This is a genomic window from Metabacillus halosaccharovorans (assembly GCF_002019635.1).
In the GTDB taxonomy this organism is placed as follows: domain Bacteria; phylum Bacillota; class Bacilli; order Bacillales; family Bacillaceae; genus Metabacillus; species Metabacillus halosaccharovorans.
Map to the genome: position 1 here is coordinate 1,117,346 of NZ_KV917371.1, position 24,913 is coordinate 1,142,258.

Here is a 24,913-nt window from a genome sequence, read left to right on the forward strand (position 1 = left end):
ACCTAGTTTCATAGAAGAGAGTCTGACAATCTGGACAGACTCAATCTCTATTACGCAAGTTTTTTATCTTTATTTTCACTTTCTGGTTGTTGATTCGTTAGATAGCCGGAGTATTTTTTCATCCAACTTTTCACTGAAAAAATACCTAAAACAACGGCAACAGCTGTTACCAATATCATGACCGGCCAAAACATTGGAGAAACAATTTCATCACCATAAGCCAGCCCTATAGGTGAGAACACAACATATGTCATGACGATTAACGTTAATAACACAACGGTAACAAGTAATGAATATTTCCAAGGAACAAGACTAACTTGAGCATTTGACTTAAAGATATATGGAACCTTCATCGGCTTCATTTTTCCAATGACCATCATAATCGCAACTTCAACACAGAATAAAATCGCATAAACATAAATAAAGTTAATTGATAACTGGAACCCAAATAATTGGTCTAATCCCCAAACAAGCATATAATAAGTGATCACGTGGAATACAATAACCACTTTTGCAGCAAGTGCCGGAATACGCTTAGAAAGCAAGCCTACTAGGACAATTGTAATAATCGGGATGTTGAAAAATCCTGTAAAACGGCGAATTAAATCCCATAATCCGTCAGGTGCATTCATAAGTAATGGAGAGATGAAAAAAGATACTAACGCAATAATCGTTCCAAAAATTTTACTAACACGAATTAATTCTTGATCTGTTGCATTCTCTTTTAAAGGTTTGTAAATGTCTAATGCAAACATGGTAGCAGCTGAATTTAATAATGAGTTGAATGAGCTTAAAACAGCTCCAAGTAAGACAGCTAAAAAGAATCCTGACATATACAATGGTAATACATCTGCTACTAGTGCCGGGTAAGCTAAATCAACCGGATTCATTCCTTCACCATAAAGTTGATAAGCAATTAAACCTGGAACCATCATAAAAAATGGAATAGCCAACTTAAAAAACCCTGAGTAAAGAACACCTTTTTGCCCCTCTGCTAAACTAGCAGCACCTAGTGTCCGCTGGATAACATATTGGTTTGTACCCCAATAGAATAGATTCGCTAAAATCATTCCGGTAAAAATCGTTCCAAATGGTACTGAATCCGTACTGGAACCAATAGCATTTAATTTTTCCGGGTTTGCCTTTACGACTGTTTTCACACCTTCTGCAAAGCTTCCGTCTCCGAGAGTAATAAAACCTAAAACCGGAACAAGAACACCGATAATTAATAATCCAATTCCATTAATCGTATCGGACACAGCAACCGCTTTCAACCCGCCGAAAATAGCATAAACAGCTCCAATTATTCCAACGACCCAAACGATTAACCAAATGGATTCCTCATATGAAATATTAAACATAGCTGGTACATCAAAAAGCTGTAAAATCGCTAAAGCACCGGAATATAAAACAGATGGCACTGTTACTAAAATATAACCAAGCATAAACAATAAAACAGAAAGACGACGAACACCTTCGTCATAACGTGAACTTAAAAACCCAGGCAACGTTGTAAAAGCACCACCTAAGTACTTCGGAAGTAAATAGAGTGCCATAATGACAACGGCAAAACCAGCTGTTACTTCCCATGCCATATTCGATAAGTTCGCTCGATACGCCTGCCCATTAAGACCAATTAACTGTTCTGCCGATAGATTCGTCAACAATAAAGATCCGGCAATAAAGGTACCTGTTAAGCCGCGGCCAGCCAAAAAGTAACCAGTGGAATCGCTTACATCACCCTTCGTTTTTAAATATGAGATCCAACCTACTAAGCCCATAAAGAAAATGCACGATAAAAGCGTGAACCATATATTTGACATCTCCATAATTTATATACTCCCTTATTTTTTTATCAAAATTTACATTTGTCTTAGTAATAAATTTGAATGTTTTCTCCCTTTATTCCTGGATATGCACCACGATTAATCAGTACTTCTCGATCCGGATGTGCCAACAACCATTTATTCTTCATAAATAATAACGAATCTTCCTTTGTCCTTTTATCCATCTCTTTATTCAATGGCTGATTCGTTCCAGCAGGTAAAATCACAACTACTTTAAACCCTTTATCACTTATTTTACATGGTGCAAAGTGAAGAGTTGTCCCGTACAGCTCTACCGCTGTTCCTTTTGGAATAAAAAAGGCTTCAATTTCGCTTGAATCATATTGATTATTTTTAATAGATTGTAATTTCCCTAGTAAAAGGACAGTATCTGTCAAAGCGTAATTAATCTCACTGCCCTTATGATATTCTAGACCATTTAGAGTTGAATTAACACCATTACAATAACCGATTTGTATTGGTAGTTCACCATAAAAATGACTCTGAATTTGTTCTTTAACTGCTGTCCCTTCCATTTCTGTAACAGATGGGACATACACATTTCCTTCTTCAGGAATTTCTGTATTTTCCATGTAAGGATTTAATTCTTCAAAATTGTAATTGTCTATTATGTTTCCATATGAAGCAAAAGCAGGGTCATTCACATGATAAAAAGGGATATGATGATTTAGTGTTCTTAGGTTTTCAAATTTATTCAATGGAATTTACCTCCATACAACTTGTGGGTTAAAGGTCCCTCAAAGAATAAAGATAGGTACCTTTGAGGGATCTTAATAGCCTTTTTATTTTAAAACAATTTCTTCTTGTACAGTATTGTCCCAAGCCTTACGGAAAACATCCAAGCCGTAATCCGTAAATGCATGATAAAAGCTGTTTTTGTATACATCAAATCCGCATGTTACAATATGTGCTCCAGCTTTCGCCGCATCAACAATTTGTTTTCCGTTACGAAGTGCCGCAACGATGATTTCTGTATCATAGTTATATCCCTTATAGATATCAACAATATCTTTAATATATTGATTTGTATCTTCCCCGCTATTTTCCTTCCAGCCTACAAATGGCGAAACAAATTTCGCTCCAATTCTTGCCGGCTGTAAAGCCTGTGAAGGAGAAAAAACAAGCGTAATATTCGTACGAACTCCCTCTTTTTCTAGTTCTCTAGCAGCGATTAGCCCTGGCTCTGTACAAGGTATTTTAATAATAAAGTTTGATGAAAGAGCAGCAATCTTTTTCCCTTCCTGAACCATTTCTTTTGCATCATCCAAATGCGGATTGATCTCCGCTGAAATTGGAAAATTTTCTACCCCTTTAAATTCACTTCCTACTTCATCTAAAACAGTTAAGAATGACTTTCCGCTCGTCATAATATGACGCGGGTTTGTTGTAACGCCATCAATACCCCAATTTTCATATGCGTATTTAATTTCCTCAATTTTGGCACTGTCTAAAAAATATTTCATTTTATTTCCCTCCGTAATAAATAATTATATTCATAATGACCTTTTATAAAAAGTAGTTACCTTTGTTATTATCATATGAAAACGCATTCTGAATTTCAAGTGTTTTTTTATTATTTATTTTTTCTTTGAATGAGCTTGCCTTACTGAAATGGACTAATATGTTGATGCAATTGGGTTATAGCGTTTAGTAAAAAACTAAAAAGAGAAGTGCACTCAACACTTCTCTTTTTACTTTAGGTTATTAAGTTAACATTTAGTTATGTTTAAAACGGTTGATCCTTTAATCGTTGTATAGGGTTAACAAGGTATGAAAAATGATTTTTGCCTGAGAAGTTAATACTTTGAAGAATACGTTGAAAGGCCTTTGATTGAATGAGTTCATCATTAAGAGGTGTGTCTATGTAGTGTTGTCCGTCTTTATCCCGTGTAAAGTACTGAATAGACAGGTTACGTTGATCTTGCTGAAAGATTAATCTAAGGATGCTTTTTTGGTCAGTGGCTTCATACCGAATATCGACTGTCGCATGAACTGGTACCCGGAAATGATGATAGTTATTTGTTCCTACTTTATGATCTCCTACTCTAAGGACGACAAGGTCCTGTGTATCACTTTCTTTTACTTGTAGTGGATTGTTTGCATTTTGTTTTAGATAGATTGACTTCAGCTTATACTTTTTCATCTTTTACCCTCATTTCTCTTATTTTTATCTGTAAGTCCCACTGTAAGTATATTCCATATGAGCTAATTGCTACATTTCATTTGTGTTGATATATTACGAAAAATAACGATATCCGCGGAAAAAGTATGGCTTGTCTCCATCTTTCTTCATATTTTTTGAGTTTCCTTAAAATAGGTCTAAATATCTATATTTGTCCGTAATATGAACATTTTACATATTGTCTTAGATTCGAACATCCCCTCTATCTATTCTACTTTACGATAACAGTAAGCTTGGAGAAGGGAATTGTTGGTTCAATGAGAGAGTTAGAAAAATTCCAAATGAATCTTAAATTTTATCGAGAGCAAAACGGATGGTCACAGGAGCAATTGGCAGAAAAAATCAATGTTTCCAGACCAGTTATCACAAGACTTGAAACAGGTGAGCAGGAACCGGATTTGTCCTATTTATTAGCATTAAGCGATGCTTTTCATGTAAGCATTGATCACTTAATTGGCCGAGATGAGCAAACAAATGACTATTTATATGAGGTTTACGGGAAGTATCAAGCTGATGGCTCTGTCTCTCATGTTGTTGACTATTTAATTAAAAATCCAAAAATGACGCAAAGCTTACAACAGCTCTTACAGGTAAAAACAAAGCACCGTAAGCTTATTGAAGATACAATTTTTCGGGTAGTTGAGAATTCATCAAGGATTTCCGAATAATCCCATCCCCCTATTCCGGATTCTTAGTGACCTTGTGGTATACTAGAGTAAAATAAGCTAGCGGGGATGATAATGATGAAAACGTTCAAGCTTGTCGGATTAAAAATTGACGATCAATCAGCTGAAGCAAAAAACATTCCTTTACTTGACGGTCTTGTCATTAACAAAGAAGATGGCGAAAATTCATGGTTAATTGAGGCGTTAATATCAAAGGAGTATTTACCTTTTTTCGAGGAACATAAAGAAGCTGACCGTACATTTAAAATGTTTGTGACGATATCAAAAGTAAGCAATGCCCCAGCGAAGATCTCAGCAAGCGTTAACACGATTACAGTGCTCGATGAATCTGTCTCCGTTCTTTTTGACGGTCGATTATTAACATCAAGACCTCAGTATCGACCTGAAGAACTTTTGGAGTCATTAATAGATCAGGGATTGTCCGGCAATGCTTTAATGAATGCTTTTAAGGAAACCATTCAGCAACGTGAATATTCAACAAAGATGTAAGGGCTGCACGTTTGGTGGAGCCTTTTTTTTATGGACATAAAGAGGATAAACAAAAAAGCTAACCCTAGCAACTTATTGGGTTAGCCTTTTTGCAGAAAGACATGATTAACGATTATTCGTTTTTGTCCTTGTTGTTATCGTCAACGTTGCCTTCTTCCATCATTTGATCCGTTTCTTCAGCGCCCTCTTCCAGCATGTTTTCGCCTTCTTCAGCGCCTTCCTCTACTGCATCTTTTCCTTCATTCATGCCTTCTTCTACTGCATCTCCGCCTTCATTCACGCCTTCTTCCACATTCTCTTCTACTGTATCGTTTTCAGTTGTATCCTCTGGAGGTGCTGGATCTTCGTCATCAGCCGCACAACCTGTCACAAGCATTGCTGCAAGAAGAGAACCTGATAAAGTTAATAGCCAATTTTTTTTCATACTGAATCCCCTTTCATCTTAACCAAATTTTTAACCCGGTCTTTGATTATGTTTCCCGCCACCATGATTTTCATTCTAATTTTTTCAATATTTTCGGTCGTTATGCTTTATTTAGACAGGTTTTCTATTAGTGAAACCTTTTTGAGGGAAAAAGGGGCAAATGGCCTAGGTGGGTTGTGGATGGAGGACTTTTCTTTTGGGTTTGTGGGTGGGTTTGTCTTTCATCGAGGGGATGAAGAAGCTTTCTTCTCTTTTGCTATTTGGTTTTGTCTTTCATCAGAGCTATGAAAGACTTTTTCAATCCACATTCCTCTTGGTTTGACCCTCATCCATCAGTGCTATGAGAGACTTTTCTTCCCCCTTACAGCTTAATTTGTCCCTCATATCTTCTAAAAACCTAAAAAGCCCTTCATGGAAACCCATGAAGGACAATCTTAAAGATCTTACGCTTCTTTTTTCTCACCTAGTGCAAACATGATTTCTGTTTCACATGCGACTTCGCCGTCAACGGTTGCGATGGCTTTTCCTTTTCCGAGTGAGCCTCTTAGGCGAATGATTTCAACCTCAAGGCGTAGTTGGTCACCTGGTTTTACTTGTCTCTTGAAGCGGCAGTTATCAATTCCGGCGAAGAATGCTAGTCTTCCGCGGTTTTCTTCTTTTTTCAAGATGGCAACTGCGCCAACTTGTGCTAGTGCTTCAACGATTAGTACGCCCGGCATAACCGGGTAGTCCGGGAAATGTCCATTGAAAAACTCTTCGTTGGCAGAGACGTTTTTGATGCCGATTGCTTTTAGTCCTTCCTCTACTTCCAAGATGCGATCTACTAATAAAAATGGATAACGGTGTGGGATAATGTCTTTGATTTCGTTAATATCTAACATATGTAGGAATCTCCTTTAAACTTATTTTCACGCTTCTTTACTATGTACGACAAAAGGAAGGTTTTCACCTTCCTTTAGCAAAGTATATATGGAATATTACTCTTTTTCAACCAAGTCAATAATATGCTGCCAGGTCGATTTATTAAGGGCATCCTCTGGATTTCCGTTGCCGATTACACCATATCCGACTATTAGTCCAACGATTAAGCTGATGGCCATAAATAGGATCACGAGGATGACTCGCAGCCAAATTGGGATAAGTCGGATGCGTAATTTTACTTTTGAGGCTTCTTGTTTATTGCTTTTTTCTTCTTGTTTTTTCTTAGCTTTTTTTATTTCTTCTCGACTGACCGCTTTTGTCGTTTCTTTTGCTACCAATAGACTAAACTCCTATCTTACGCCGTTAATTAATCCCAGCATTTGGTCGCCAAGTGTGATGGACTTTGCGTTCATTTGGTATGAGCGCTGTGAGATCATTAAATCGGTCATTTCCTTTGTTAAATCAACATTGGACATTTCAAGTGCACCTTGCTGTAAAGAGACACCTGCACCATCTAAGTAGGTTAATACGTCTTCGATTTGCATGTCACCGAGATCTTTTAATCCGTACAGATTATTTCCTAACTGACTCAGCATTTGCTGACGATCTACTTGAACAACACCCAACTGAAATTCCTGTGGTTGCTCATTTTCATTTCTCGGCACAGCTGTGATCGTACCATCTTTTGAAATCACAAGCTCTTTAAAAGAATCATTTAACCTGATTGGATTTTGATTTTCATCCAAAACAAGGTTACCCGATGCTGTTGATAGTAAGAGCTGATTGCTGCCGTCCGTTGCAGGTGATAAATATAAAGCACCATCTCTTGTATAATTAATTTGCCCATTTACATCAATTTGTAAAAACTGATCTGGTGAGGTAAAAGCAATATCAAGTGACCTGCCTGTTTGTTTGATGCTGCCTTGTGTAAACACAACACTTTTATTTAGTTTAGCGCCTGTTCCCTGTCTAATTCCTAGCTCTGTACCAAATCGTTCTTCTTCTCTTTCTTCTAGTGCATTTCCTTGATTATTAAATTGCTGACGTACTAATTCTGAAAAGGATGTTTCCGTTCTTTTATAGCTTTGTGTATCAATATTTGCTAAGTTGTGGCCAATTTGATCAAGCTGCTTTTGGAGCTGACCCATTGTATTAGTCGCTGTAATCATTGAGCGTAACATCTGTTATTTCCCCCTATTATTAGAAAAGCGCAAGCGCCTTGGTCAGCCTCAGGCAAATAAGACGATTTGGAATAGGAGGCGTTCTTTGCCTTCAATTCCAAATTGGCTTATGACCTCGAGGGGCTAGGCGCTGTAGCTAGACACCTAAACTAAGTACAAGAGCTTAAGTTTTCTAATCCTATGATAAGCGGCCAATTTCATTAGCGGCCTTTTCCATACTTTTATCATATGCTTGCAACACCTTTTGATTTGCTTCAAATGAGCGATAAGCTGTCATCATATCTGTATATGTTCGTCCGATATCAACGGTTGAGTTTTCTAAATATTTTTGTTTTAAATTGTATTGAATGTCACCATTGTCAATTGCTGTTGGAAGTGCTTGTCCGTCTGATGTGCGGTAAATGCCGTTTCCTTCTTTGACAAGATTACGTACGTCTGCTGAGAAGCGAACGTCGATTTGAGCGATAGTTTGTCCGTTTACTAGTACGTCACCAGCTTCTGTTACGCTGAATTCTCCGGATTGAATGGAAATTGGTTGTCCTGTTGTTGAAAGTACTGGATTACCGTCAGAAAGTAAAAGACCATTATCATCAAGTGTAAAGTGGCCATTGCGCGTATAACGTTCTTCACCAGCTTGGTTTTGGACAGCGAAGAATAATGAACCTTTTACATTTGTTTCAGGATTTAGCGGGACATTTTCTTCTACTAATGCAACATCAGTTACCAACCCTGTTTCTTTTAAACCACCTTGTAGAAAAGGACTCTTAATTTCCTGTACATAAGACCCTGTGTTAAGAGAGCCGATTGTTTGCATTCCTGGTACATTCATTCCATTACCAGTTGGAAGTGTCTTATTTTCCATTCGCTGCAATAGCATTTCAGGAAAAGCGCGGATTGTTGATTGATCTGCTTTATATCCTGCTGTATTGGCATTTGCCATATTATTTGATAACATTTCAGTTCGGCGCTGCTGTGTTAGCATGCCGGCAGTTGCTGTATATAAACCTCTTAACAAGAGTTCCCCCACCTTAAACGTGTTTTTTTCCGATCATATGAATTCTTTTCGACAGAATTCCCTATTTTCCATTATAAAGGAGAACGACTGTTTTCTCATCACATTTTTTCATATTTCCTTTGTTAGTTTTTAGGGAAAAAATATTTTTATTTCTTTTTAATAAGCTTGTCTATATAATAAAGAAAATCTGATAAGGGCAAACTTGTCGAAAGGCAAGGACGCAAAGCTATGGGCCTACCCAATGTTTACATTGCACGGTCGCCAAGTTGCCAGGCTCCTTTTTGAGCCATGGGCTTAAAAAAGGAGAAGAGTGAGATGAAAAAACTTATTATGATGTTTGCTTTTATTTTGTTTGTGGCAGGAGTAGCAGGTGTGAACAACAAAGCAAGTGCCAGCACGAATACAGAGTACTCTACTTGGCTCTGGGATACGAATCAAATCGTGACAAATCGTGCAGTAACATTACAATTTCTAGAAGAAAAACAAGTTTCTCACGTGTATTTACAAATTAATCGATCGATTAAGGTTGACCAATATAAGCAATTTATTAAAGAAGCTACAACCCGCGGAATAAAGGTTTATGCGCTTGACGGTGCACCTGAGTGGGGGCCTTCATCAAAACCTTTTCTTAATTTTTTGAACTGGGTGACTACATACCAAGCAGATGCAGCAGAGGATGAAAATTTCTCCGGCATCCATCTTGACGTTGAGCCATACCTCACTTCACAGTGGACAACAAATTACAACGGAGCTGTACTTAAATACCAAGGTGTCATTTTAGCTGCTTCAGACACTGCGAAATCACTCGGCATTCCATTTGCTGCTGATATTCCTTTCTGGTTTGATGAAATGAATGTGAAAAACAAATACGGTAAAGGCAATCTCGCTCAATGGGTAATCAACAATACAAGTGAAGTCACGATTATGGCGTATCGGGATAAGGCTGTTGGACCTAACGGCATAATAGAATTGACTAACTATGAAATGAGCCTCGCAGCATCACTTAATAAGGATGTTACGATTGCAGTTGAAACGATGAACTTGGGCAGCAATGACGGCTTTCTAACGTTTTATGAAGAAGGCCAAAACGTAATGAACCAAGAACTTACGCTTGTTTCTGAAGCTTATAAGGAGTATTCGAGTTTTAAAGGAATTGCCGTTCATCATGTGGGAAGTTGGATGGAGTTGGAGTAAAGAAGAGTGAGTGAGTCGGGGGGACAGGTCCCTTGACCCACTTTATTTTCGATTTTGGGATTATATTTATCTTTTTTGAATATTTATTTACGTTTTTCACAAGTTTATTTTCGATTATTCGATTTTATTTACTATTAGACAAATTTCGTTATGAATCGACACTGTTAGTATACCCTACACAACTTGGGACAAGGAACCTGTCCCCCTGGACCACCCTCAGACCACCAAAAAAGAACCTGCCCCAGGCAGGTTCTTACCATGTATTATCCAAATTTTTTGCGTGGTAGTTTGTCCATGTTGTCCAGCATGATTCCTGTTCCGATTGCGACGCAGTCCATTGGTGCTTCGGCTACTAGTACAGGTACTTTTAGTTCTTCGGCTAAAAGTTGGTCTAAGCCGTTGAGTAGAGCTCCGCCGCCTGTTAGGATGACGCCGCGGTCAATGATGTCTGCTGAAAGTTCTGGAGGAGTTCTTTCTAGGACACTTTTAGCAGCTTGTACAATGGCAGCAATTGGTTCGCGAAGTGCTAATTCAACTTCTGTTGAGTTGACTGTAATTGTGCGAGGTAATCCTGTTACCATGTCACGACCACGAATACTAATTTCTTCATTACGTGCGCCTGGGAATACCGTTGCTACATTGACTTTAATGTCTTCTGCAGTACGCTCACCAATCAAGAGCTTGTACTCTTTTTTGATGTAATTTAAAATTTCCGCGTCAAACTTGTCCCCAGCCATTTTAATGGAAGAGGCGGTGACAATATCGCCCATTGATAGCACAGCGACATCTGTAGTTCCACCGCCAATATCAACAACCATGTTTCCGTAAGGTTGGAAGATGTCCATGCCGGCACCAATCGCTGCTACCTTCGGCTCTTCCTCAAGGAATACGTTTTTTCCGCCGCTTTTTTCAGCAGCTTCTTTAATTGCTTTTTGCTCAACAGATGTAATATTCGTTGGGCAGCAAATCAGCATACGCGGTTTTGAAAGTAATCCTTTTACATTCAACTTATTTATAAAGTGTTTTAACATTGCCTCTGTTACTTCAAAGTCTGCAATAACACCGTCTTTTAATGGGCGAATCGCAACAATATTCCCAGGAGTACGTCCTACCATACGTCTTGCTTCTTCACCAACGGCAAGTACCTTACCAGTATTTTTGTCCAGGGCAACAACGGAAGGCTCGTTTAACACAATTCCCTTCCCTTTCACATGAATAAGTACGTTAGCCGTACCAAGATCTATACCAATATCCCTCGCAAACATTCTATCTATATCCTCCTTGCAAATCTTCATATCCGAAATACTGACCTAATTACCTATTTTATCACAAATTCGCAAAAATAGTATGATTTTGTAAAAAATTTTCAGGTAAGTATGTAGGGAATTGTCGATTTACTTAAAGCTGATAGAATTTCCTTTATTTCACTGGTTCTTCTTCTAAAATCTCGTCCTTCTTGTACTTTAGCTTTGTTGCTTCTCCCCCCCGCAAATGTCTGATTGATTTATGGTAATCAAGTATTTCCTTTACTTCATTCGCAAGATCAGGGTTAATTTCAGGTAACCTTTCCGTTAAATCCTTATGAACGGTACTTTTGGAAACACCAAACTCCTTCGCAATAACGCGAACTGTTTTCTTTGTCTCCACGATATACTTCCCAATCTTGATTGTGCGTTCTTTGATGTAATCGTGCACACCACTCGACCTCCCTAATATGGATGTGAGAAGTGTGAAATGAGACTCGCATACCAAGACACTTTGGCTGAATTTCTCTTAGATGATCGTATGTTGCCTCTTTTACAGCGATTAAAAATTACACTCACGATCCCTCACCTCAAACACTCTCTTTGATAGGTTTGTAACATTTTATTAGCTTGGATTAAGATATATGCTAGAAAAGTCAGGAGGGACAAGGGTTTTATTTATTTTTTTTCATTTTCATATGGTTTGAGCAAGGAAATCGGGGTTTTTTTATTTTTTTCAGCACTTTATTTTCAATTCATTGTGAGATTTATTTCCCGAGAAATTTGTCGACGGGTGGAGTGATGAGTTGGAGGCATACCTTTTATTATATTTTGGAAGATGGACGATATGACTAAGTCTCAAAGTTTTTTTAGCGAGGAGGTAATATATGTAAAAATAAAAAAGAGTAGTCAGACCACTCCTTTTTATTTTTGGCTAAAGGCAATTTTCAACCCTATAAGTGTGAACAGGGCACCTTGAATTAAATTAATCTTCTTTGATAAAGATGCATCTTTACGTAGAAAATAACCGACTTTTCCAGCAAACAAACTTATTAACGTGAAAATGACTAAAGCTTGGATTAAAAATAGAATGCCGTAGATCAGCATTTGCATGGATACATTTCCATTCTCATATTGAATAAACTGCGGGAAAAATGCCAGGAAAAATAAAGAGACCTTTGGGTTTAAAAGATTCATGATGACACCTTTTTTGTATAAAGCTTTGTAGTCTAAAGAGTCCTCATTGTTCAGATTAAAGCTTGAACTTTTTTCTCTAAAGGACTTATATGCCAAGAACAACAAATATGCTGCTCCTGCATATTTTACGACAGTGAAAGCCAGGGCTGATTGATAAATAACAGCTGATATTCCGATGGTCGCAGCAGCAATATGAACTAATAATCCTGTGCAAAGACCAAGTGTCGTGAAGATCCCTGCATTTTTTCCTTTTGCTATTGCTTGTGCCAAAGTGAACAAGTTATCTGGTCCCGGCATAAGAGTCAGAACGATTGCAGCACCTAAAAAAGAAAGTATTGATAGAAAGTCCATGTTTATCCCCCGCTTTCTTAATGTGAATTTTACCATAACAACGTAAAAAAGCTCAAAATCAAAAGATCTGAGCTTTAATCATGTTTTATTGTGTTCTCTCATAGTCAATTTCGTATTCTGTAGCCAGTTTTTCCATTTTTTCATGATATTCATTGAGAGCCTTCATATATTCTTCACCTTTTGCATTTGACTGCTCAATCAATTCCTGATCTGTTTTTTCTAATGCCTCTTTCTCGAGCAACAGAGCATCATAATAAATACCTAATGCTTCTTCCAATTTGTCTTTAATTGGCTCAAGTTCATCGACGTTTACTTCCAGAGATTCTGCTGTTTCAATGGCTTTTTCGAATTCAGGAATAACTTCACTTGTTAAAACGCTATGTAGCTCTTCATCGTTTTTGAAATTTTCACCGGATACGGTTGCCAACGCTTCATTTGCTTTTGTTTCATAGCTTGCTATTTCGTTCATGTCTTCGTTGATAAAATCAACAATTTCTTTTTGTTTTTCTTCGTATGATAGCTCATTTTCTGTAGAATTTTCTGCATCAGGTTGTTTTTCTGAAGTAGTGTCATTACTACAGGCTATGAGCATGAACATCATCGCGAGGATGATACTAAGTTTTTTCACCTGAACCTATCCTTTCTACTGCTTAAGATTTGATGATTGTCGGGTCATTTTTAATAAACGCATCACGACGTTTCAAATACCTTTTCTCTTGTGTTAATTTGATTAAACTCATCATAATCAGACCAACGATGATGCCTGAGAGAGCATACCAACCCACTACAAAAAGTAGGCCGATATACACAAAAAAGGCACCGAAAAACAATGTGTAAACCGCTAGTAAAAGAATGTTAAACAGTTGCAGCTGGAAAATTCTCATCTTTTCTTCATTTGAAGTTGTGTCTTGATTTTTTAAATTTGAAAAAAGGTGTAATTCTGACCGTACTGTTTTATATGGGGCAATAAACCAATTAATGATCGCCTTCATGATGTGTACCTTTTTTTAATGAAAGTAGTTTTTCCTTCATGAGTTTTTCACCTTCAGATTCGAATCCCTTGAAAATGACTTGTTTAATTTGTTCATGATTAAAAAACACATTTGTTTCATCTGAAATATGTCCTTGCGGGTAAGGGCATGCGACATACTCCCACACTTTTTCCTCTTGATCTGCCTGCTGCTGCATTCTTCCATATATCATAATTGGTTGAACAATTGCTTCTATTAACACAACCGTACCAATTGGTAGTAACTCTGTTCCTTTGTCGATGTTAATCGAATTTATTTCATTTCTCATATGATTGTTGCTCCTTTCGTTAAGAAGGATTATTCTGCTTTTTCGACACTGAATCCTAGTTTAATTCCAAGTATAAACCGGAGATCAAGCATTGTTTCTTTTCCGATTTTTGCTTCGCCTCCAACACCAAATGCTGAACCGCCGATTGTACCCTTGATGTTGTAATCAATAAAAGGAATCGGCAATATTCCTGAAACCTCTCCCTCTGCTACTGACGCCTTAGCAGCGATACCGACTGAAGCATTGTCAACTCCTGCGTAGGCATTCGCCTTTAGGACCTCTCCTTTGGCTTGTAAGCCTGTACGACCGACATAGTCTATTTCTTTATCAAGCTGTGTTTTTACTTCTGCTGCATAGACTGTCCCTCCAGCTTTTACTAATGGAAAAACACTTTGTCCCCCTACACTTGCTTGAGCTTCTGCTGCCCCAATTTGCAGGTCAAAGCTAGAATCCATTACACCTGTATCATGCTTAACTCCCGTATGAATACCAGTTAACTTACTGCTGCCACCGACCTGTCCATCTCCATCACCATATCCCGACCAATCATTCTCTACTTTTCCTGCGCCGGCTTCAAAGGTGAAATCACCATTTTCAACTGTGTCTCCCACTAAGTATGGGGATGTTTTCTCCACTTCTTTCTCAGATGTTTTGCTTGTAGTCGGGGTGAAATTTAACCCTAGCCATTGATAAGGTGTCATTGAATAAGAGTTATAGGCATAAATAGATTGTGTCGAACGATTTGCTGCGAGTGATCCATTTGTCATGAGATGCATTGGTGTTGAACGAATGCTTCCCATTAACAGGGCATGTGTCGGATTCAAAAGTGCCTGTAATGGATGGAAGTTTTCGAGACTTCGAGGGTTCACAGCTGCCTTTGTGCCCATTTCTTCCAAGTAAGCTGTTAATATCGCTAAATCAGCAGATAATTCCTCTAATGAAGATGTGCTCTCTCCATCAAAGTCTTCTAAATCTGTTATTGTGTTATCGATTGATTTTTTTGCTTGTTCCACCTGCTGATTGACTTCACCGTCGTCCAACAGATCGACTGATACAATATCTGATATATTCGAGATGTATTGGTTCGCATCGGCTGTTACATCATTTGTATAGTTTTGAACAGCTGTAAGCTTATTTGTTAGCTCACCTTGTAAAAAATCCTGGTTGATATGTCCCGTTTGATCAGATTCAAAGCCATTCATTTGGCTTTTGCAGTTTGTTAGTTTTGTTTTATAGGAAGTTAGCATTTGTTTCAGCTTGAATAAAAAGGGCTGATGACAAGATTGGTAGTAGCTTTTAATCGCTGTTGCCCCTTTTCCTGTAAACGAACCCTCCAAATTAATCAGCTCAGCAATCGATTTTTCGATGGCTTCCAATCCTTCTATTTTTTCATTAACTGCCTGGATTGTTTCATCAAGTGATGCATGTAAGTCAGATACATCTAATACTTTCATTTCTCTACCTCCGCAACACCTTGTAGCAGCATGGATGTTTTTAACGATTCGTCCGTTGCTTTCATCGCCTCAACAGAGGATGTGACCATTGCTTCATTTTGCGCTAAAAGCTGTTGATAATTGGTCATGATCTGTTCTAGTGACTTATTAATCTCTTCTATTTTCTTGGTGATATCCAATTGATTATTTTTCACAACATCTTTTGGGAATGAGGGATCCAGAGAAGTTGAAGCCCCTGTCATTCCCTTTACTACACGCTCTATATCATGATATTGAAATTTGATTTCTCCCATTATGATCTCTACCTTACTTTTTATTTTGGTTATTATTCATCTTCCAGCATCTCTAATTCAAGAGAATGAATGGTTTGCTTTAGTGATAGGATTTCGCTTTTTAAACTACTCATTTTGCTGTTAATGGTTGAAAAAGCATTGGAGAGTTGAGTAGATTCAAGATCCTGGTAGGAAACAAGAATTCCTTCCGTTCGAATATCCTCAAATTTGTCGGCAAGTGATCCTTGCCATGTAGTAGATGTTAGCTCAGGGGTGGTAACCGATTGGTTATAATTCAAATACTCCTGCTTAATGCCTTGCAGCTGACTTTGGCAGTCTTGCAGTCGTTGTAGCTGTTCTTGTTTCTTCCTTAAAAGCCCATAATAATAAAATAAAGACAATGTAATCTCCCTCTTTACTTTTACTGACTTATCTATGTATTGTTCATTTCAAATCGTTAAAACACTTTTATATACCCTAACCGGGATCAATTAAACCCAATTACATTCAAAATTTCCCAATCTTTTCAACTATAACATAGTTAAAAACTGTAAGAATGGTGAGAATGATGGATTTTTCGGAGGAGGTGATGTAGGCGGTTTTTCCTAGGTTGGGTGTGGGTCGGGGGGACAGGTACCTTGTCCCCCCATACGGAAAGGGACAAGGTACCTGTCCCCTTGTCCCTCTTATCCTCTGATTTGGCCGGCGATTTGTTGGTCGGCGTCTTCGAGTGCTTTTGATGTGCTGTTAAGTTGAGTTGAAATGTCTTCAAGTAGTTGTTGCATTTGGATGAATGATGGTCTTAATGATTGGTATTGTTCGCTGAATGCTCTGCTTGATTCACCTTCCCACATACCTTCAAGCTCACGAATCATCGTATCTAAGCGGGAGACTTGTTCTCCAACTTGACTGCTTTCACTTGAATAACGATTGGCCATACTGATCAGTTCAGCCGGGGTTACACGGATAATACCTGACATGCTATTCACTCCTTATGGATTATGTAGTTATTTTTCATACATACTACAAATACCATATTCATCCAGATAAACAAATGAATATTTCCATTTGTAAAGAAAAACGAATCTATTGAATTAGGTATCTATATTTCTATATGATTTTTGACTTAACTTTCTTTGCTGCTCAAGCATGACAATGGTCTTAGCTGCGGGACGGGGGGACAGGTACCTTGACCCGCCATGACAAAAGGGACAAGGTACCTGTCCCCCTGTCCCTACTCGATGTCTTCGAGTTTTTTGGCTAGTTCGTCTAGTGCTTCTTTTGGTGTTAGTTCTCCTGATAGTGCTTGGTGGATGGATGATTGTGCTATGTCTGACATTTTGGAGTATTGTGGATGACTTGGTCTGACGGATGCGTCTTCGAATGCTTTTGTGTATTCTTCTAAGTATGGTGCTGCTTTGATTACATCTGCGTCTTCGTAGAGAGCCAGTTGTGTTCCGGCGTATCCTCCACCTATGAGCATTTCTTTTTGGTTATCGAATGATGTGAACCACTCGATGACTTTCCACGCTTCGTCAGGGTGTTTTGAGCTGCTTGAGATCGCAAAGTTCCAGCCGCCGACGGAGTTTGCTTTTTGTCCGCCTTCAAACATGAAGTTGCTTGCTACCCATGTTTTATCTTTAACAGCTGAGTCGTCTGCTTGGTTAATGGAATAGACATATCCCCAGTTCGGGTTAAATAGTGCCTGGCCTTGCGTGAACGGTATTCTGGAGTCCTCCGGAGTTGAATGTCCGATTGCAGAGGAGGAAACAACTTCATATTTGTCAATCATATCGACCATGAATTGTAGAGCTTCGACAGCTTCCGGACTATTAATGATGACATTGCCTTCTTCGTCAAAGAAGTCCCCGCCTTTCGCATGGAGGAATTCTGTAAAGCTTACAATCAATTGCTCTGAACGTCCCCAGTGCATAGTGAACCCTTGAATTCCTTCTTTTTCTGAAATTTCTTGAGCAACTTCCACTGCCTCTTCATACGTTTCAGGTACTTCTTTATTATACTTTTCTAATAAGTCTGTACGGTACCATAATGGGTGTAAATCATTGAACCAAGGTACTGCCCATGTTTTGTCATTGTATTTGACAGAGTCAACTTGACGGCCAATATAATTGGATTGAAGGTCTTCCGTAAATCGGTCATCAAGAGGTAATAACCAGCCTGATTCAGCAAATTCCGCTGTCCACACAACGTCCATGTTTACGATATCCAAGTTTTCAGAGCCTGCAGAAAGCTGTGTAACGGTTTGATCATGCATTTGTGAGGCATCATTGGACATTGGCGTAAATTCAAGTGTGATATCGTCATGTTCTTCATTAAACTTTTGTCTGGCTTTTTCCATCATTCCGTTTGGATCGTTTTCAAAGACAGCCATGCGAATAGTGACAGAGTTTTTGTTTTCAGATGCATTGCCATCACCGCTTGATTTTTCTCCCCCATTGCTACAAGCAGTTACAAGTAGAAGTGAAAATAATAACATAAACATGGATAGTTTCTTTAATGTCTTAGCCATTCGAACTCCCCCTTAATGTTTTTAAACAAAGCTTCCGGGCAGAATTTCTTCTGCACGGAAGAGAATCATTAGTCAGTTAGCAATTTTTCAGCCCACTTCATTAATTCCTCGGCATGCTCTTTTGATACCTTTTTCCCGCTATGAGTGAAAACTGCATCAATATAGTCTTGCAGCAATTCGTTCGCTTCCTCAACTTTTCCACGATCACTTGCTTTCTTAGCATTCTCCAGTTTTTTCACTAAAGAATTTGTGATTCCATGTGATCCTGGTGCTCCATATTCAGATACATATGTTTTGGTGAGTTCTGCCAGCTTTTCATATGTCATGGTGATTTTAACTAAATCTTTGATTGCTTTTTGAAGGGCTGTAATGGCAGCAGTTAGTTCTTTTTCTGATTCGATTGTGCCCAGAGATTCAGCAGCCTTAATAGATTCCTGTAAAGCTTGGTACGATTCTTCGGTATATTCGCCATTTTCATTTGAAATCGATTTGGCCTGTTCAATTAATTTATGAAAATAGTCATTTGTTGGCTTTACAGTGACCCTCACAACTGCTTTTTTGTCAGTACCTTCGACAGTTCCATTCACCGTAAACGTGCCTATTTTTGAATATTGTTCTGAATCGATTGGATCCCATTTGACGCTAACATTCATATTGTCCCATGAGCCATCATTGTATTGAACTTCGACTACCTTTGGTAATGTTGGTTCGACTCCTGCGTAGGTTGTGACTGTTTCTTCAGTGATTGTGTTAATCGTCACACTTTCTTCTGTTCTTACATACACAGTTGCCGGAATCATGTGGTATGAGGATTCCAAAGCGCCCCAGATGTTTATTTCGGTATCACCTTGTTGTAATTGTTCATCACTAATTGCATCCCATGTCACATTGACTTCCTGTGTATATTCGTCAAAGACTTTCTGAACGGTTTCAGGTAGTTCCGGACGTTCCCCTTTAAGAACACGCACCTTCACATCGTTAGGATTAATCGCTGTGACAGGAGGCTCTAATACCTTCCATTCCAAAATTCCTGTCCATTGCGTTCCGCGTGTAATTGTCATACGGAGTGCTTTTGTTTCAACTGGTTTGAATGCTGTTGTATTGTATTTATCAGGTTCAACTTTCAAACCTGAGATGACTTCTACATCCTTCCATGTTGCATCATCTTTATCCAAGTATTGAAGTGTATATCCTTCTGGCATTTGAATTCCTCCGCCGTCCGTCCACCAATATACGGATGACTGATTGATGACGACCGGATAATCCCATGTATATTGAACCCACTGTGTTTTTGAAGAGTTATTCCAGTTTCCATATGCACCACCGGTTTTATCTCTTGAGTTTTTTGGATCGATCCCATTATTAATGGCATTGATATCCTCCCATGAAGAGATATATGATGTGGATGGTGTTGCATCTAATCCTAAATTAACATCTTGTTTCTCAATTATTACTTCATAGTCAGCCGTTGTAGACAATTCTCCATCATCCGCTGTTAGTGTGATGACATAGGTTCCTTCCTCTGAAAAGCTTGCTACAGTGCTGACAGAGTGGAGATCAGAAAATACAACAGATCCAGGGCCAGACTTTTTACTCCAAGTTAATTCAGGAAAATCAAGTGGTTGACTATCATCGGAAACTGTCGCTACCAATCGTTCCTTCATGACTTGGTTATAGCTGTCATCATGCTGAATGTCCACATTTGGTGCCTTGTTTGGTTCTACAGGAACTTCAATTCCGGTTTCAAATACTTGAATTTCCTTCAATCCCATATCGAATTCCGGATATGGAGTCATAAGAACTCTCATTTTTTGCGCTGTTACCTTGTTAAACCTGACTTCATTTAAGTTTGCTTGAAGTGGACTTTTCTTTTGCATCGGAATGCTCTTCCACTCGGTTCCTTCAAGATATTGAATTGTATAATGAAGCGGTTCTTTGTAATTTTTCCGCTCTTTGTCACTATAGAAATACAATTTCACATTATCGAATGATGTTGGTTCACCAAAGTCTACTTCGTACCAATCCTTTTCATTTGGAGAGTCTTTTGTCCCCCAGATTGGATTTGGTGCTGCATAATGGTTTCCACGAGTTGTTGGCAGTCCGCTTACGGTGAATCCGTCAACAGCGTTTTCCACTTTTGTCAGATCTTCAGACTTGGTACCTTTTGATGTATAGGAAGCTGACACTGATTTTCCTTTTGCAAGGTTTTGCGCATCACCTGTTTCTGTTGTTAAATCAACACCTGCTTTTTGGAACATATCTACTGCTCTAGCATTCTCTGAAAGTGTGACATCAGTTGCTTTCTTCATTCCTTTTGCCTGATTGTAGGTAACTTTTGCATTGCTTGTGTCATCTTCGATTGTGACGGTTCCGGATTTGGAGTCGTATGTTAGGTGAACAAGGTCGTCAACCGTTAATACACGTTGTCCGTCAAGGTAAACTGAATATCCTTCTGGTGTTTCTCCATAGTGTTTTGTTCCATCCGGCTTATCCCAGACAATCGTTAAATCACTGTCATGATATCGTAAGTTATTAACCGTGAAGTATTCATATCCCATATCGATTGGCCACAATTCCAGGATTTCATCCTCACGCGGCTGCATTCCTGCGATATCCTCAATAATTGAGAAGTTGTAGGCACCAAGGATATTATGATGAATCCATGATCTGTAGTTTAGTTTCTTTGTTTCTTCATCATAGCTATTCCAGAATTCATTGTTATCCGGAAATCTGTTGTCACCATCAACATATTGTGTCCATGTCAGCCATTCGATTAGTTTTCGATACATGTCAGGAGTGATGTATTCCGACGGATACTTACGGATTGCTGTCGCATACAGCCTCGCTTGAAGGGTTGAGTTGATATTTGAAAAGTTATTACTTCCGCCAACTCCAGCCTCTTCCGCCAGCTTTTTATCGAATTGGTTGGCTGTGAAAAACGGCATAATCGGGAATTGCCCCTTATCCGCATAAAAACGTAATGCCTGTTTATACTCATCTGTATTTGGAACAACTTCATGAGTAAATGGTGAGAAGTTTTGTTGATCTTTCCAAGGGACCAATTCACCTGATTCGATGTCCTTTTGTTTAAAGACTTTACCATTTTCTCCTTCTGAATCATCCCAAAGGATTGTTAATATGGACTCTTTCATGTTTTCTGATAACTGCTTCATTTCTTCTGCTTTCGTATCGTTTCCGAGGATCGTATAAATTTCTGCTGCTGCTAAAGCGCCTGAATAGTTGAATGCACTTTGATCTGTTCGGTCTTGATCTCTGTCCTTCCAATTCAAGGCGACAGCATCTGCATCATTTCCGGTCAAGGAACCCCAATCATATTGGACAAGATAGTTACCATTTGTATCATATTTATCTAATTGACCTTTCACATCGCCTTCCGCGTAACGGGCAAGATTGTTAAGGATTTTTTTATCTCCTCCATGGACTTTATATGATTCCCACGCTTCATCTGCGATCCATTGCTCATATGTATTATTCCAATGAGCAGGATCTCCCGGGTTATCCTGAAATGCGGAGTATTTTGAGCTTTCGCCTGATGATACCCAGTTACCATATGAATAAATAGGATTTCGGAAATATTTTAAGTCCTGCATATGCATAGGCTGTGTTAGTTGTATGGCATTGTTGTAACCTAACACACCTTCAATCGATACCGGAAATTGAAAATCATTGCCGGGAATATTGGCATCTACGTAATTGAATCTGTTTAAAAATGTACGATAGTATGACATCTTCTTAATATTTTGATCTGGAATATCAATATAAGGCACATTCTCAGACCACCATTTGTTGTATTCATCAAGTTGAGTTGAAAAAGCCTTGTTTGCATCATACTCAGCGAATTTCTCATAATCAGTTAATGACGCTGGTATTTCTTTTGTTGTTACCCCCATTTGAACTTTTACCGTTGCTGATTCACCGGGTTTTAGTGTGATCGACTTTGTCAGCTTTGTTCCATCAACTGTCATGCCTTCTCCACTTAACCTCAGATACATCGTTGTTAAATCATATCTTGCCTTTTGGACTCCTGTTAATTCCTTCCCATCCTTTGAAGGTTTATTTACGATTGGAGATGATACGTTCACTGTTTTGGTTACGTCTGAGTCACCAGTATTTTCAATATCCAAAATGGTCACAGCGACATTGTTATACGTAATGAATTTTTTCTGCTGAACGGTAAGTCCGTCCGCATTGTGTACACTTAGCCAATGACTTGGATATTGTTTTCGTTTCGAAGCATCCTCTGATAATGAAGTGTCAGTTAATGCGATGGTATACATATTTTGAGCACTTCCTGTTGGCATTTCTCTATACGCATAGCCGCCACCGAAGCCAAGTACATTTGGCTGGTGTGTAAACATGTATAATGCTCTTCCCCGTGTAAATAAATCATTTCCCCCTTGTGAACCCGGTCTCTCAAGAATTTGGTCCATCCAGTACGATTCTCCGCCTGCTGCTTTATCCGCCTTATAAATTTCTTCCAGCATGCTTTTTGAGGGATCATACTTCACAGGCTCTGCAGGAACCGGTTGTTCAAGCCCCTTGTATTCAGGAGTTCCCGGATCCACTGCTTCCGGTATTCCCGGTTGATAGTCTGCGAATGCCGTTGGAATTGATCCAAATAAAACCCCAAGACTCATTACTGTTACTAACGCTTTCTTTTTTGGACTCTTCAAGCTTACTGTCCTCCCCTTTATTGCCGTTATTATCGTTAGAACCATTTACACTTAATTTACTCTATTGCTAGTTGTAACTGGGACAAGGTACCTGTCCCTGCGTTCCATCATCACCCCCTTACATGACATTGATACAAATTATCCTTTTACAGCACCTGCTGTTAAACCGCTGATAATATATTTTTGTAATGCAATGGAGATTAACACAATCGGAATGGTAGCTGTTATGGCAGCTGCAGTCATTTGGCCCCAGTTTAATGAATGAACTCCCTGGAATTGTGAGATCGCTACAGGAACGGTTCTCGCACTATCAGAAGAGGTGAAAATTAACGCGAACAAGAATTCATTCCAAGATAACGTGAAGGCGATAATTCCTACCGTTAAGATTCCCGGTAAAGAAAGCGGCAGGATAATTTTTGTAATGACCTTAAATACCCCGCATCCATCCATAATCGCTACCTCTTCCAATGCATCCGGAATCGTTCTAAAAAACCCTGTTAAGATCCAAACGACCAAAGGAGTGAAATAGGCAACATAAGGTAAAATAAGGGCAAAATACGTATCAATTGCACCTATTTCCTTCAAAAAACTAAATAATGGACTGATAATAAAAATTCCCGGAAAAATCGTTATGAACAGTACCAACATAAATAATAGATTTTGAAATTTAAATTTTAACCGGGCAAAGGCATATGCAGCCGGAACACCGATCAGGATACAAATTAACGCAGTTGACCCGGAAACAACTAAGCTATTAAAAATATTTCCTAAAAATCCACTTTCAGTTATAACCTGGATATAGTTATCCAAATACAGTTTCTCGGGAAATATTTTGACATTATAAATTTCATTCTGCTGCTTCAATGACGTTAAAATGGTCCAAAAATACGGTATGACATTGATGAGCACAATAACGATTAAGGCTATCCAGAATAAAAGACCTTGCCTTTTTTTCATTCCCTTTCCTCCTGACCATTTTTTAATGATTTACTTGTTTATTCATGTTTCGACCATAAATAAAGATTAAAATACCGATGATTGTTACTCCGATAACTGCCATTGCTCCACCTAAACCAAAGTCAAGATATTGGAAAAATACTTTATAGTTATATAAGGTGAAAATTTCTGTCGCTTCACCAGGTCCACCGCCTGTCATGACATAGATAATATCAATCACATTGATTGTCTGTAGAGTTGTAAAAATGAGTCCCATTAATATAAAAGGTTTTATTAAAGGCAGAGTGATATAATAATATTTTTTAAATGGACTTGCTCCATCCATATCAGCACTTTCATAGAGATCCTTGGAAATCGTCTGTAATCCAGAGATAATAATTAATGTTAGTAATGGCGTTGTTTTCCAAACATTTGTTAAAATGACACTCCCCATCGCATAATCACCTGTGACAAGCCACGGAATATTACGTTCAATCGCACCTATTGACGTTAAGATGTGATTAATGATTCCAAAGTCTGTTTCAAACATAAATTTCCATGCTTGTGCTGCCACAACCGGGGCAACAGCCCAAGGCAAAAGAATGGTCGAGCGAAAAATGGATCTTCCTTTAAAAGCCTGGTTCGCTATTTGAGCCGTAATCAAAGCTAAAATCAACATTCCGAGTACACTTCCAGCGATATAAATCAGACTTGTCATAAGAGATGAGATAAATCGTTCATCTTGAAATAATGTGAGATAGTTATCGAACCCGATAAACGTCGCTTTTTCTTCTTGATTTGTTAACCGGTAGGATTGGAAGCTATAGATGATTGTTGTTAACAAGGGGATAAACACAACAACAATAATCATCGTAAAGACGGGTGCTAATAATAAATACGGCAAATATTTATTCTTTAATGAAGACCTTCCTTTGATCCTTTTTGTTTTGGCATTTGTTAAGCCGGATCTCCTCGATACATTAGGCACATTCACTTT

The 24,913-nt window shown here is 38.5% G+C and carries 26 protein-coding genes and 1 riboswitch; of the genes, 3 read left to right on the forward strand and 23 right to left on the reverse strand.

Features of this window, described 5'->3' with window-relative positions:
* Window positions 1-50 precede the first annotated feature (50 nt).
* The 4 genes from BK577_RS05165 to BK577_RS05180 form a co-directional block, all read right to left on the reverse strand.
* Complete coding sequence (locus BK577_RS05165; protein ID WP_078431958.1) at window positions 51-1,829, reverse strand: solute:sodium symporter family transporter; 1,779 nt, start codon at window positions 1,827-1,829, stop codon at window positions 51-53.
* A gap of 44 nt (window positions 1,830-1,873) precedes the next feature.
* Window positions 1,874-2,545: a DUF4867 family protein gene (locus tag BK577_RS05170; protein ID WP_078431959.1), complete on the reverse strand. Its 672-nt coding sequence runs from the start codon at window positions 2,543-2,545 to the stop codon at window positions 1,874-1,876.
* Between the two features lie 84 nt (window positions 2,546-2,629).
* Window positions 2,630-3,310 carry a transaldolase family protein gene (locus BK577_RS05175; protein WP_026563149.1) on the reverse strand — a complete coding sequence of 227 codons (681 nt, stop codon included), beginning with the start codon at window positions 3,308-3,310 and terminating at the stop codon, window positions 2,630-2,632.
* Window positions 3,311-3,573: 263 nt separating this feature from the next.
* Window positions 3,574-3,990, reverse strand: a complete 417-nt coding sequence (locus tag BK577_RS05180; RefSeq protein ID WP_078431960.1) for a hypothetical protein — start codon at window positions 3,988-3,990, stop codon at window positions 3,574-3,576.
* Window positions 3,991-4,286: 296 nt separating this feature from the next.
* Here BK577_RS05180 and BK577_RS05185 point away from each other — a divergent pair, with 296 nt between their 5' ends.
* Together BK577_RS05185 and BK577_RS05190 are read left to right on the forward strand one after the other, a co-directional pair.
* Complete coding sequence (locus BK577_RS05185) at window positions 4,287-4,697, forward strand: helix-turn-helix domain-containing protein (protein WP_078431961.1); 411 nt, start codon at window positions 4,287-4,289, stop codon at window positions 4,695-4,697.
* A gap of 75 nt (window positions 4,698-4,772) precedes the next feature.
* On the forward strand, window positions 4,773-5,204 hold the full coding sequence (locus tag BK577_RS05190) for a YwpF-like family protein (protein ID WP_078431962.1): 432 nt from the start codon (window positions 4,773-4,775) through the stop codon (window positions 5,202-5,204).
* A gap of 112 nt (window positions 5,205-5,316) precedes the next feature.
* Here BK577_RS05190 and BK577_RS05195 read toward each other — a convergent pair whose 3' ends face one another.
* From BK577_RS05195 to BK577_RS05215, 5 genes are all read right to left on the reverse strand, one after another.
* Window positions 5,317-5,628 carry a hypothetical protein gene (locus tag BK577_RS05195; RefSeq protein WP_078431963.1) on the reverse strand — a complete coding sequence of 104 codons (312 nt, stop codon included), beginning with the start codon at window positions 5,626-5,628 and terminating at the stop codon, window positions 5,317-5,319.
* Window positions 5,629-6,071: 443 nt separating this feature from the next.
* Entirely contained in the window at window positions 6,072-6,509 is a 438-nt protein-coding gene (gene fabZ, locus BK577_RS05200; protein ID WP_078431964.1) for a 3-hydroxyacyl-ACP dehydratase FabZ, read from the reverse strand.
* A gap of 96 nt (window positions 6,510-6,605) precedes the next feature.
* Window positions 6,606-6,887 carry a DNA-directed RNA polymerase subunit beta gene (locus BK577_RS05205; protein ID WP_078431965.1) on the reverse strand — a complete coding sequence of 94 codons (282 nt, stop codon included), beginning with the start codon at window positions 6,885-6,887 and terminating at the stop codon, window positions 6,606-6,608.
* Between the two features lie 12 nt (window positions 6,888-6,899).
* Window positions 6,900-7,730 (reverse strand): flagellar hook-basal body protein, encoded by an 831-nt coding sequence (locus tag BK577_RS05210; RefSeq protein WP_078431966.1) that lies wholly within the window; start codon window positions 7,728-7,730, stop codon window positions 6,900-6,902.
* A 178-nt stretch (window positions 7,731-7,908) separates the two neighbouring features.
* Complete coding sequence (locus tag BK577_RS05215; protein WP_078431967.1) at window positions 7,909-8,745, reverse strand: flagellar hook-basal body protein; 837 nt, start codon at window positions 8,743-8,745, stop codon at window positions 7,909-7,911.
* A gap of 185 nt (window positions 8,746-8,930) precedes the next feature.
* Window positions 8,931-9,019, forward strand: a riboswitch (cyclic di-GMP riboswitch).
* Window positions 9,020-9,060: 41 nt separating this feature from the next.
* Between BK577_RS05215 and BK577_RS05220 the strand changes: the two genes are divergently transcribed.
* Window positions 9,061-9,939, forward strand: a complete 879-nt coding sequence (locus BK577_RS05220) for a hypothetical protein (protein ID WP_078431968.1) — start codon at window positions 9,061-9,063, stop codon at window positions 9,937-9,939.
* A 263-nt stretch (window positions 9,940-10,202) separates the two neighbouring features.
* Here the strand turns inward: BK577_RS05220 and mreB are convergent, their stop codons facing one another.
* From mreB to BK577_RS05290, 14 genes are all read right to left on the reverse strand, one after another.
* Complete coding sequence (gene mreB, locus BK577_RS05225; RefSeq protein ID WP_078431969.1) at window positions 10,203-11,204, reverse strand: rod shape-determining protein; 1,002 nt, start codon at window positions 11,202-11,204, stop codon at window positions 10,203-10,205.
* A 154-nt stretch (window positions 11,205-11,358) separates the two neighbouring features.
* Window positions 11,359-11,634 (reverse strand): sporulation transcriptional regulator SpoIIID, encoded by a 276-nt coding sequence (spoIIID, locus tag BK577_RS05230; RefSeq protein WP_026563140.1) that lies wholly within the window; start codon window positions 11,632-11,634, stop codon window positions 11,359-11,361.
* A 473-nt stretch (window positions 11,635-12,107) separates the two neighbouring features.
* Window positions 12,108-12,731 (reverse strand): LysE family translocator, encoded by a 624-nt coding sequence (locus BK577_RS05235; RefSeq protein ID WP_078431970.1) that lies wholly within the window; start codon window positions 12,729-12,731, stop codon window positions 12,108-12,110.
* A gap of 85 nt (window positions 12,732-12,816) precedes the next feature.
* On the reverse strand, window positions 12,817-13,359 hold the full coding sequence (locus BK577_RS05240) for a hypothetical protein (RefSeq protein WP_078431971.1): 543 nt from the start codon (window positions 13,357-13,359) through the stop codon (window positions 12,817-12,819).
* A 22-nt stretch (window positions 13,360-13,381) separates the two neighbouring features.
* Window positions 13,382-13,723, reverse strand: a complete 342-nt coding sequence (locus tag BK577_RS05245) for a hypothetical protein (protein ID WP_078431972.1) — start codon at window positions 13,721-13,723, stop codon at window positions 13,382-13,384.
* Window positions 13,707-14,030 (reverse strand): DUF4176 domain-containing protein, encoded by a 324-nt coding sequence (locus BK577_RS05250; protein ID WP_139367270.1) that lies wholly within the window; start codon window positions 14,028-14,030, stop codon window positions 13,707-13,709. The genes BK577_RS05245 and BK577_RS05250 overlap by 17 nt, the downstream gene beginning before the upstream one ends.
* Window positions 14,031-14,059: 29 nt before the next feature.
* A complete protein-coding gene (locus tag BK577_RS05255) occupies window positions 14,060-15,484 on the reverse strand; it encodes an LXG domain-containing protein (RefSeq protein ID WP_078431973.1) in 1,425 nt (474 codons plus the stop codon).
* Complete coding sequence (locus BK577_RS05260) at window positions 15,481-15,777, reverse strand: YwqI/YxiC family protein (protein ID WP_078431974.1); 297 nt, start codon at window positions 15,775-15,777, stop codon at window positions 15,481-15,483. The genes BK577_RS05255 and BK577_RS05260 overlap by 4 nt, the downstream gene beginning before the upstream one ends.
* Before the next feature lie 32 nt (window positions 15,778-15,809).
* Window positions 15,810-16,157 carry a YwqH-like family protein gene (locus tag BK577_RS05265; protein WP_078431975.1) on the reverse strand — a complete coding sequence of 116 codons (348 nt, stop codon included), beginning with the start codon at window positions 16,155-16,157 and terminating at the stop codon, window positions 15,810-15,812.
* 285 nt (window positions 16,158-16,442) lie between these two features.
* The gene (locus tag BK577_RS05270; RefSeq protein WP_026563132.1) at window positions 16,443-16,736 is read right to left on the reverse strand and encodes a WXG100 family type VII secretion target; all 294 of its coding nucleotides are present in this window, start codon (window positions 16,734-16,736) and stop codon (window positions 16,443-16,445) included.
* A gap of 254 nt (window positions 16,737-16,990) precedes the next feature.
* Window positions 16,991-18,286, reverse strand: a complete 1,296-nt coding sequence (locus tag BK577_RS05275; RefSeq protein ID WP_078431976.1) for an ABC transporter substrate-binding protein — start codon at window positions 18,284-18,286, stop codon at window positions 16,991-16,993.
* A 68-nt stretch (window positions 18,287-18,354) separates the two neighbouring features.
* Complete coding sequence (locus tag BK577_RS05280) at window positions 18,355-22,980, reverse strand: Ig-like domain-containing protein (protein ID WP_169908111.1); 4,626 nt, start codon at window positions 22,978-22,980, stop codon at window positions 18,355-18,357.
* A 138-nt stretch (window positions 22,981-23,118) separates the two neighbouring features.
* Window positions 23,119-23,937, reverse strand: a complete 819-nt coding sequence (locus BK577_RS05285; RefSeq protein WP_078431978.1) for a carbohydrate ABC transporter permease — start codon at window positions 23,935-23,937, stop codon at window positions 23,119-23,121.
* Between the two features lie 22 nt (window positions 23,938-23,959).
* The gene (locus BK577_RS05290) at window positions 23,960-24,910 is read right to left on the reverse strand and encodes a carbohydrate ABC transporter permease (protein WP_078431979.1); all 951 of its coding nucleotides are present in this window, start codon (window positions 24,908-24,910) and stop codon (window positions 23,960-23,962) included.
* Window positions 24,911-24,913: the final 3 nt, after the last annotated feature.

Excerpts from the sequence above, each read along its gene's own strand:
- BK577_RS05165 (WP_078431958.1), bottom strand. The coding sequence starts at position 1,829 with ATGGAGATGTCAAATATATGGTTCACGCTTTTATCGTGCATTTTCTTT.
- BK577_RS05175 (WP_026563149.1), bottom strand. The coding sequence starts at position 3,310 with ATGAAATATTTTTTAGACAGTGCCAAAATTGAGGAAATTAAATACGCA.
- BK577_RS05180 (WP_078431960.1), bottom strand. The coding sequence starts at position 3,990 with ATGAAAAAGTATAAGCTGAAGTCAATCTATCTAAAACAAAATGCAAAC.
- BK577_RS05185 (WP_078431961.1), top strand. The coding sequence starts at position 4,287 with ATGAGAGAGTTAGAAAAATTCCAAATGAATCTTAAATTTTATCGAGAG.
- BK577_RS05190 (WP_078431962.1), top strand. The coding sequence starts at position 4,773 with ATGAAAACGTTCAAGCTTGTCGGATTAAAAATTGACGATCAATCAGCT.
- BK577_RS05195 (WP_078431963.1), bottom strand. The coding sequence starts at position 5,628 with ATGAAAAAAAATTGGCTATTAACTTTATCAGGTTCTCTTCTTGCAGCA.
- fabZ (WP_078431964.1), bottom strand. The coding sequence starts at position 6,509 with ATGTTAGATATTAACGAAATCAAAGACATTATCCCACACCGTTATCCA.
- BK577_RS05210 (WP_078431966.1), bottom strand. The coding sequence starts at position 7,730 with ATGTTACGCTCAATGATTACAGCGACTAATACAATGGGTCAGCTCCAA.
- BK577_RS05220 (WP_078431968.1), top strand. The coding sequence starts at position 9,061 with ATGAAAAAACTTATTATGATGTTTGCTTTTATTTTGTTTGTGGCAGGA.
- mreB (WP_078431969.1), bottom strand. The coding sequence starts at position 11,204 with ATGTTTGCGAGGGATATTGGTATAGATCTTGGTACGGCTAACGTACTT.
- BK577_RS05235 (WP_078431970.1), bottom strand. The coding sequence starts at position 12,731 with ATGGACTTTCTATCAATACTTTCTTTTTTAGGTGCTGCAATCGTTCTG.
- BK577_RS05245 (WP_078431972.1), bottom strand. The coding sequence starts at position 13,723 with ATGAAGGCGATCATTAATTGGTTTATTGCCCCATATAAAACAGTACGG.
- BK577_RS05250 (WP_139367270.1), bottom strand. The coding sequence starts at position 14,030 with ATGAGAAATGAAATAAATTCGATTAACATCGACAAAGGAACAGAGTTA.
- BK577_RS05255 (WP_078431973.1), bottom strand. The coding sequence starts at position 15,484 with ATGAAAGTATTAGATGTATCTGACTTACATGCATCACTTGATGAAACA.
- BK577_RS05260 (WP_078431974.1), bottom strand. The coding sequence starts at position 15,777 with ATGGGAGAAATCAAATTTCAATATCATGATATAGAGCGTGTAGTAAAG.
- BK577_RS05270 (WP_026563132.1), bottom strand. The coding sequence starts at position 16,736 with ATGTCAGGTATTATCCGTGTAACCCCGGCTGAACTGATCAGTATGGCC.
- BK577_RS05275 (WP_078431976.1), bottom strand. The coding sequence starts at position 18,286 with ATGGCTAAGACATTAAAGAAACTATCCATGTTTATGTTATTATTTTCA.
- BK577_RS05285 (WP_078431978.1), bottom strand. The coding sequence starts at position 23,937 with ATGAAAAAAAGGCAAGGTCTTTTATTCTGGATAGCCTTAATCGTTATT.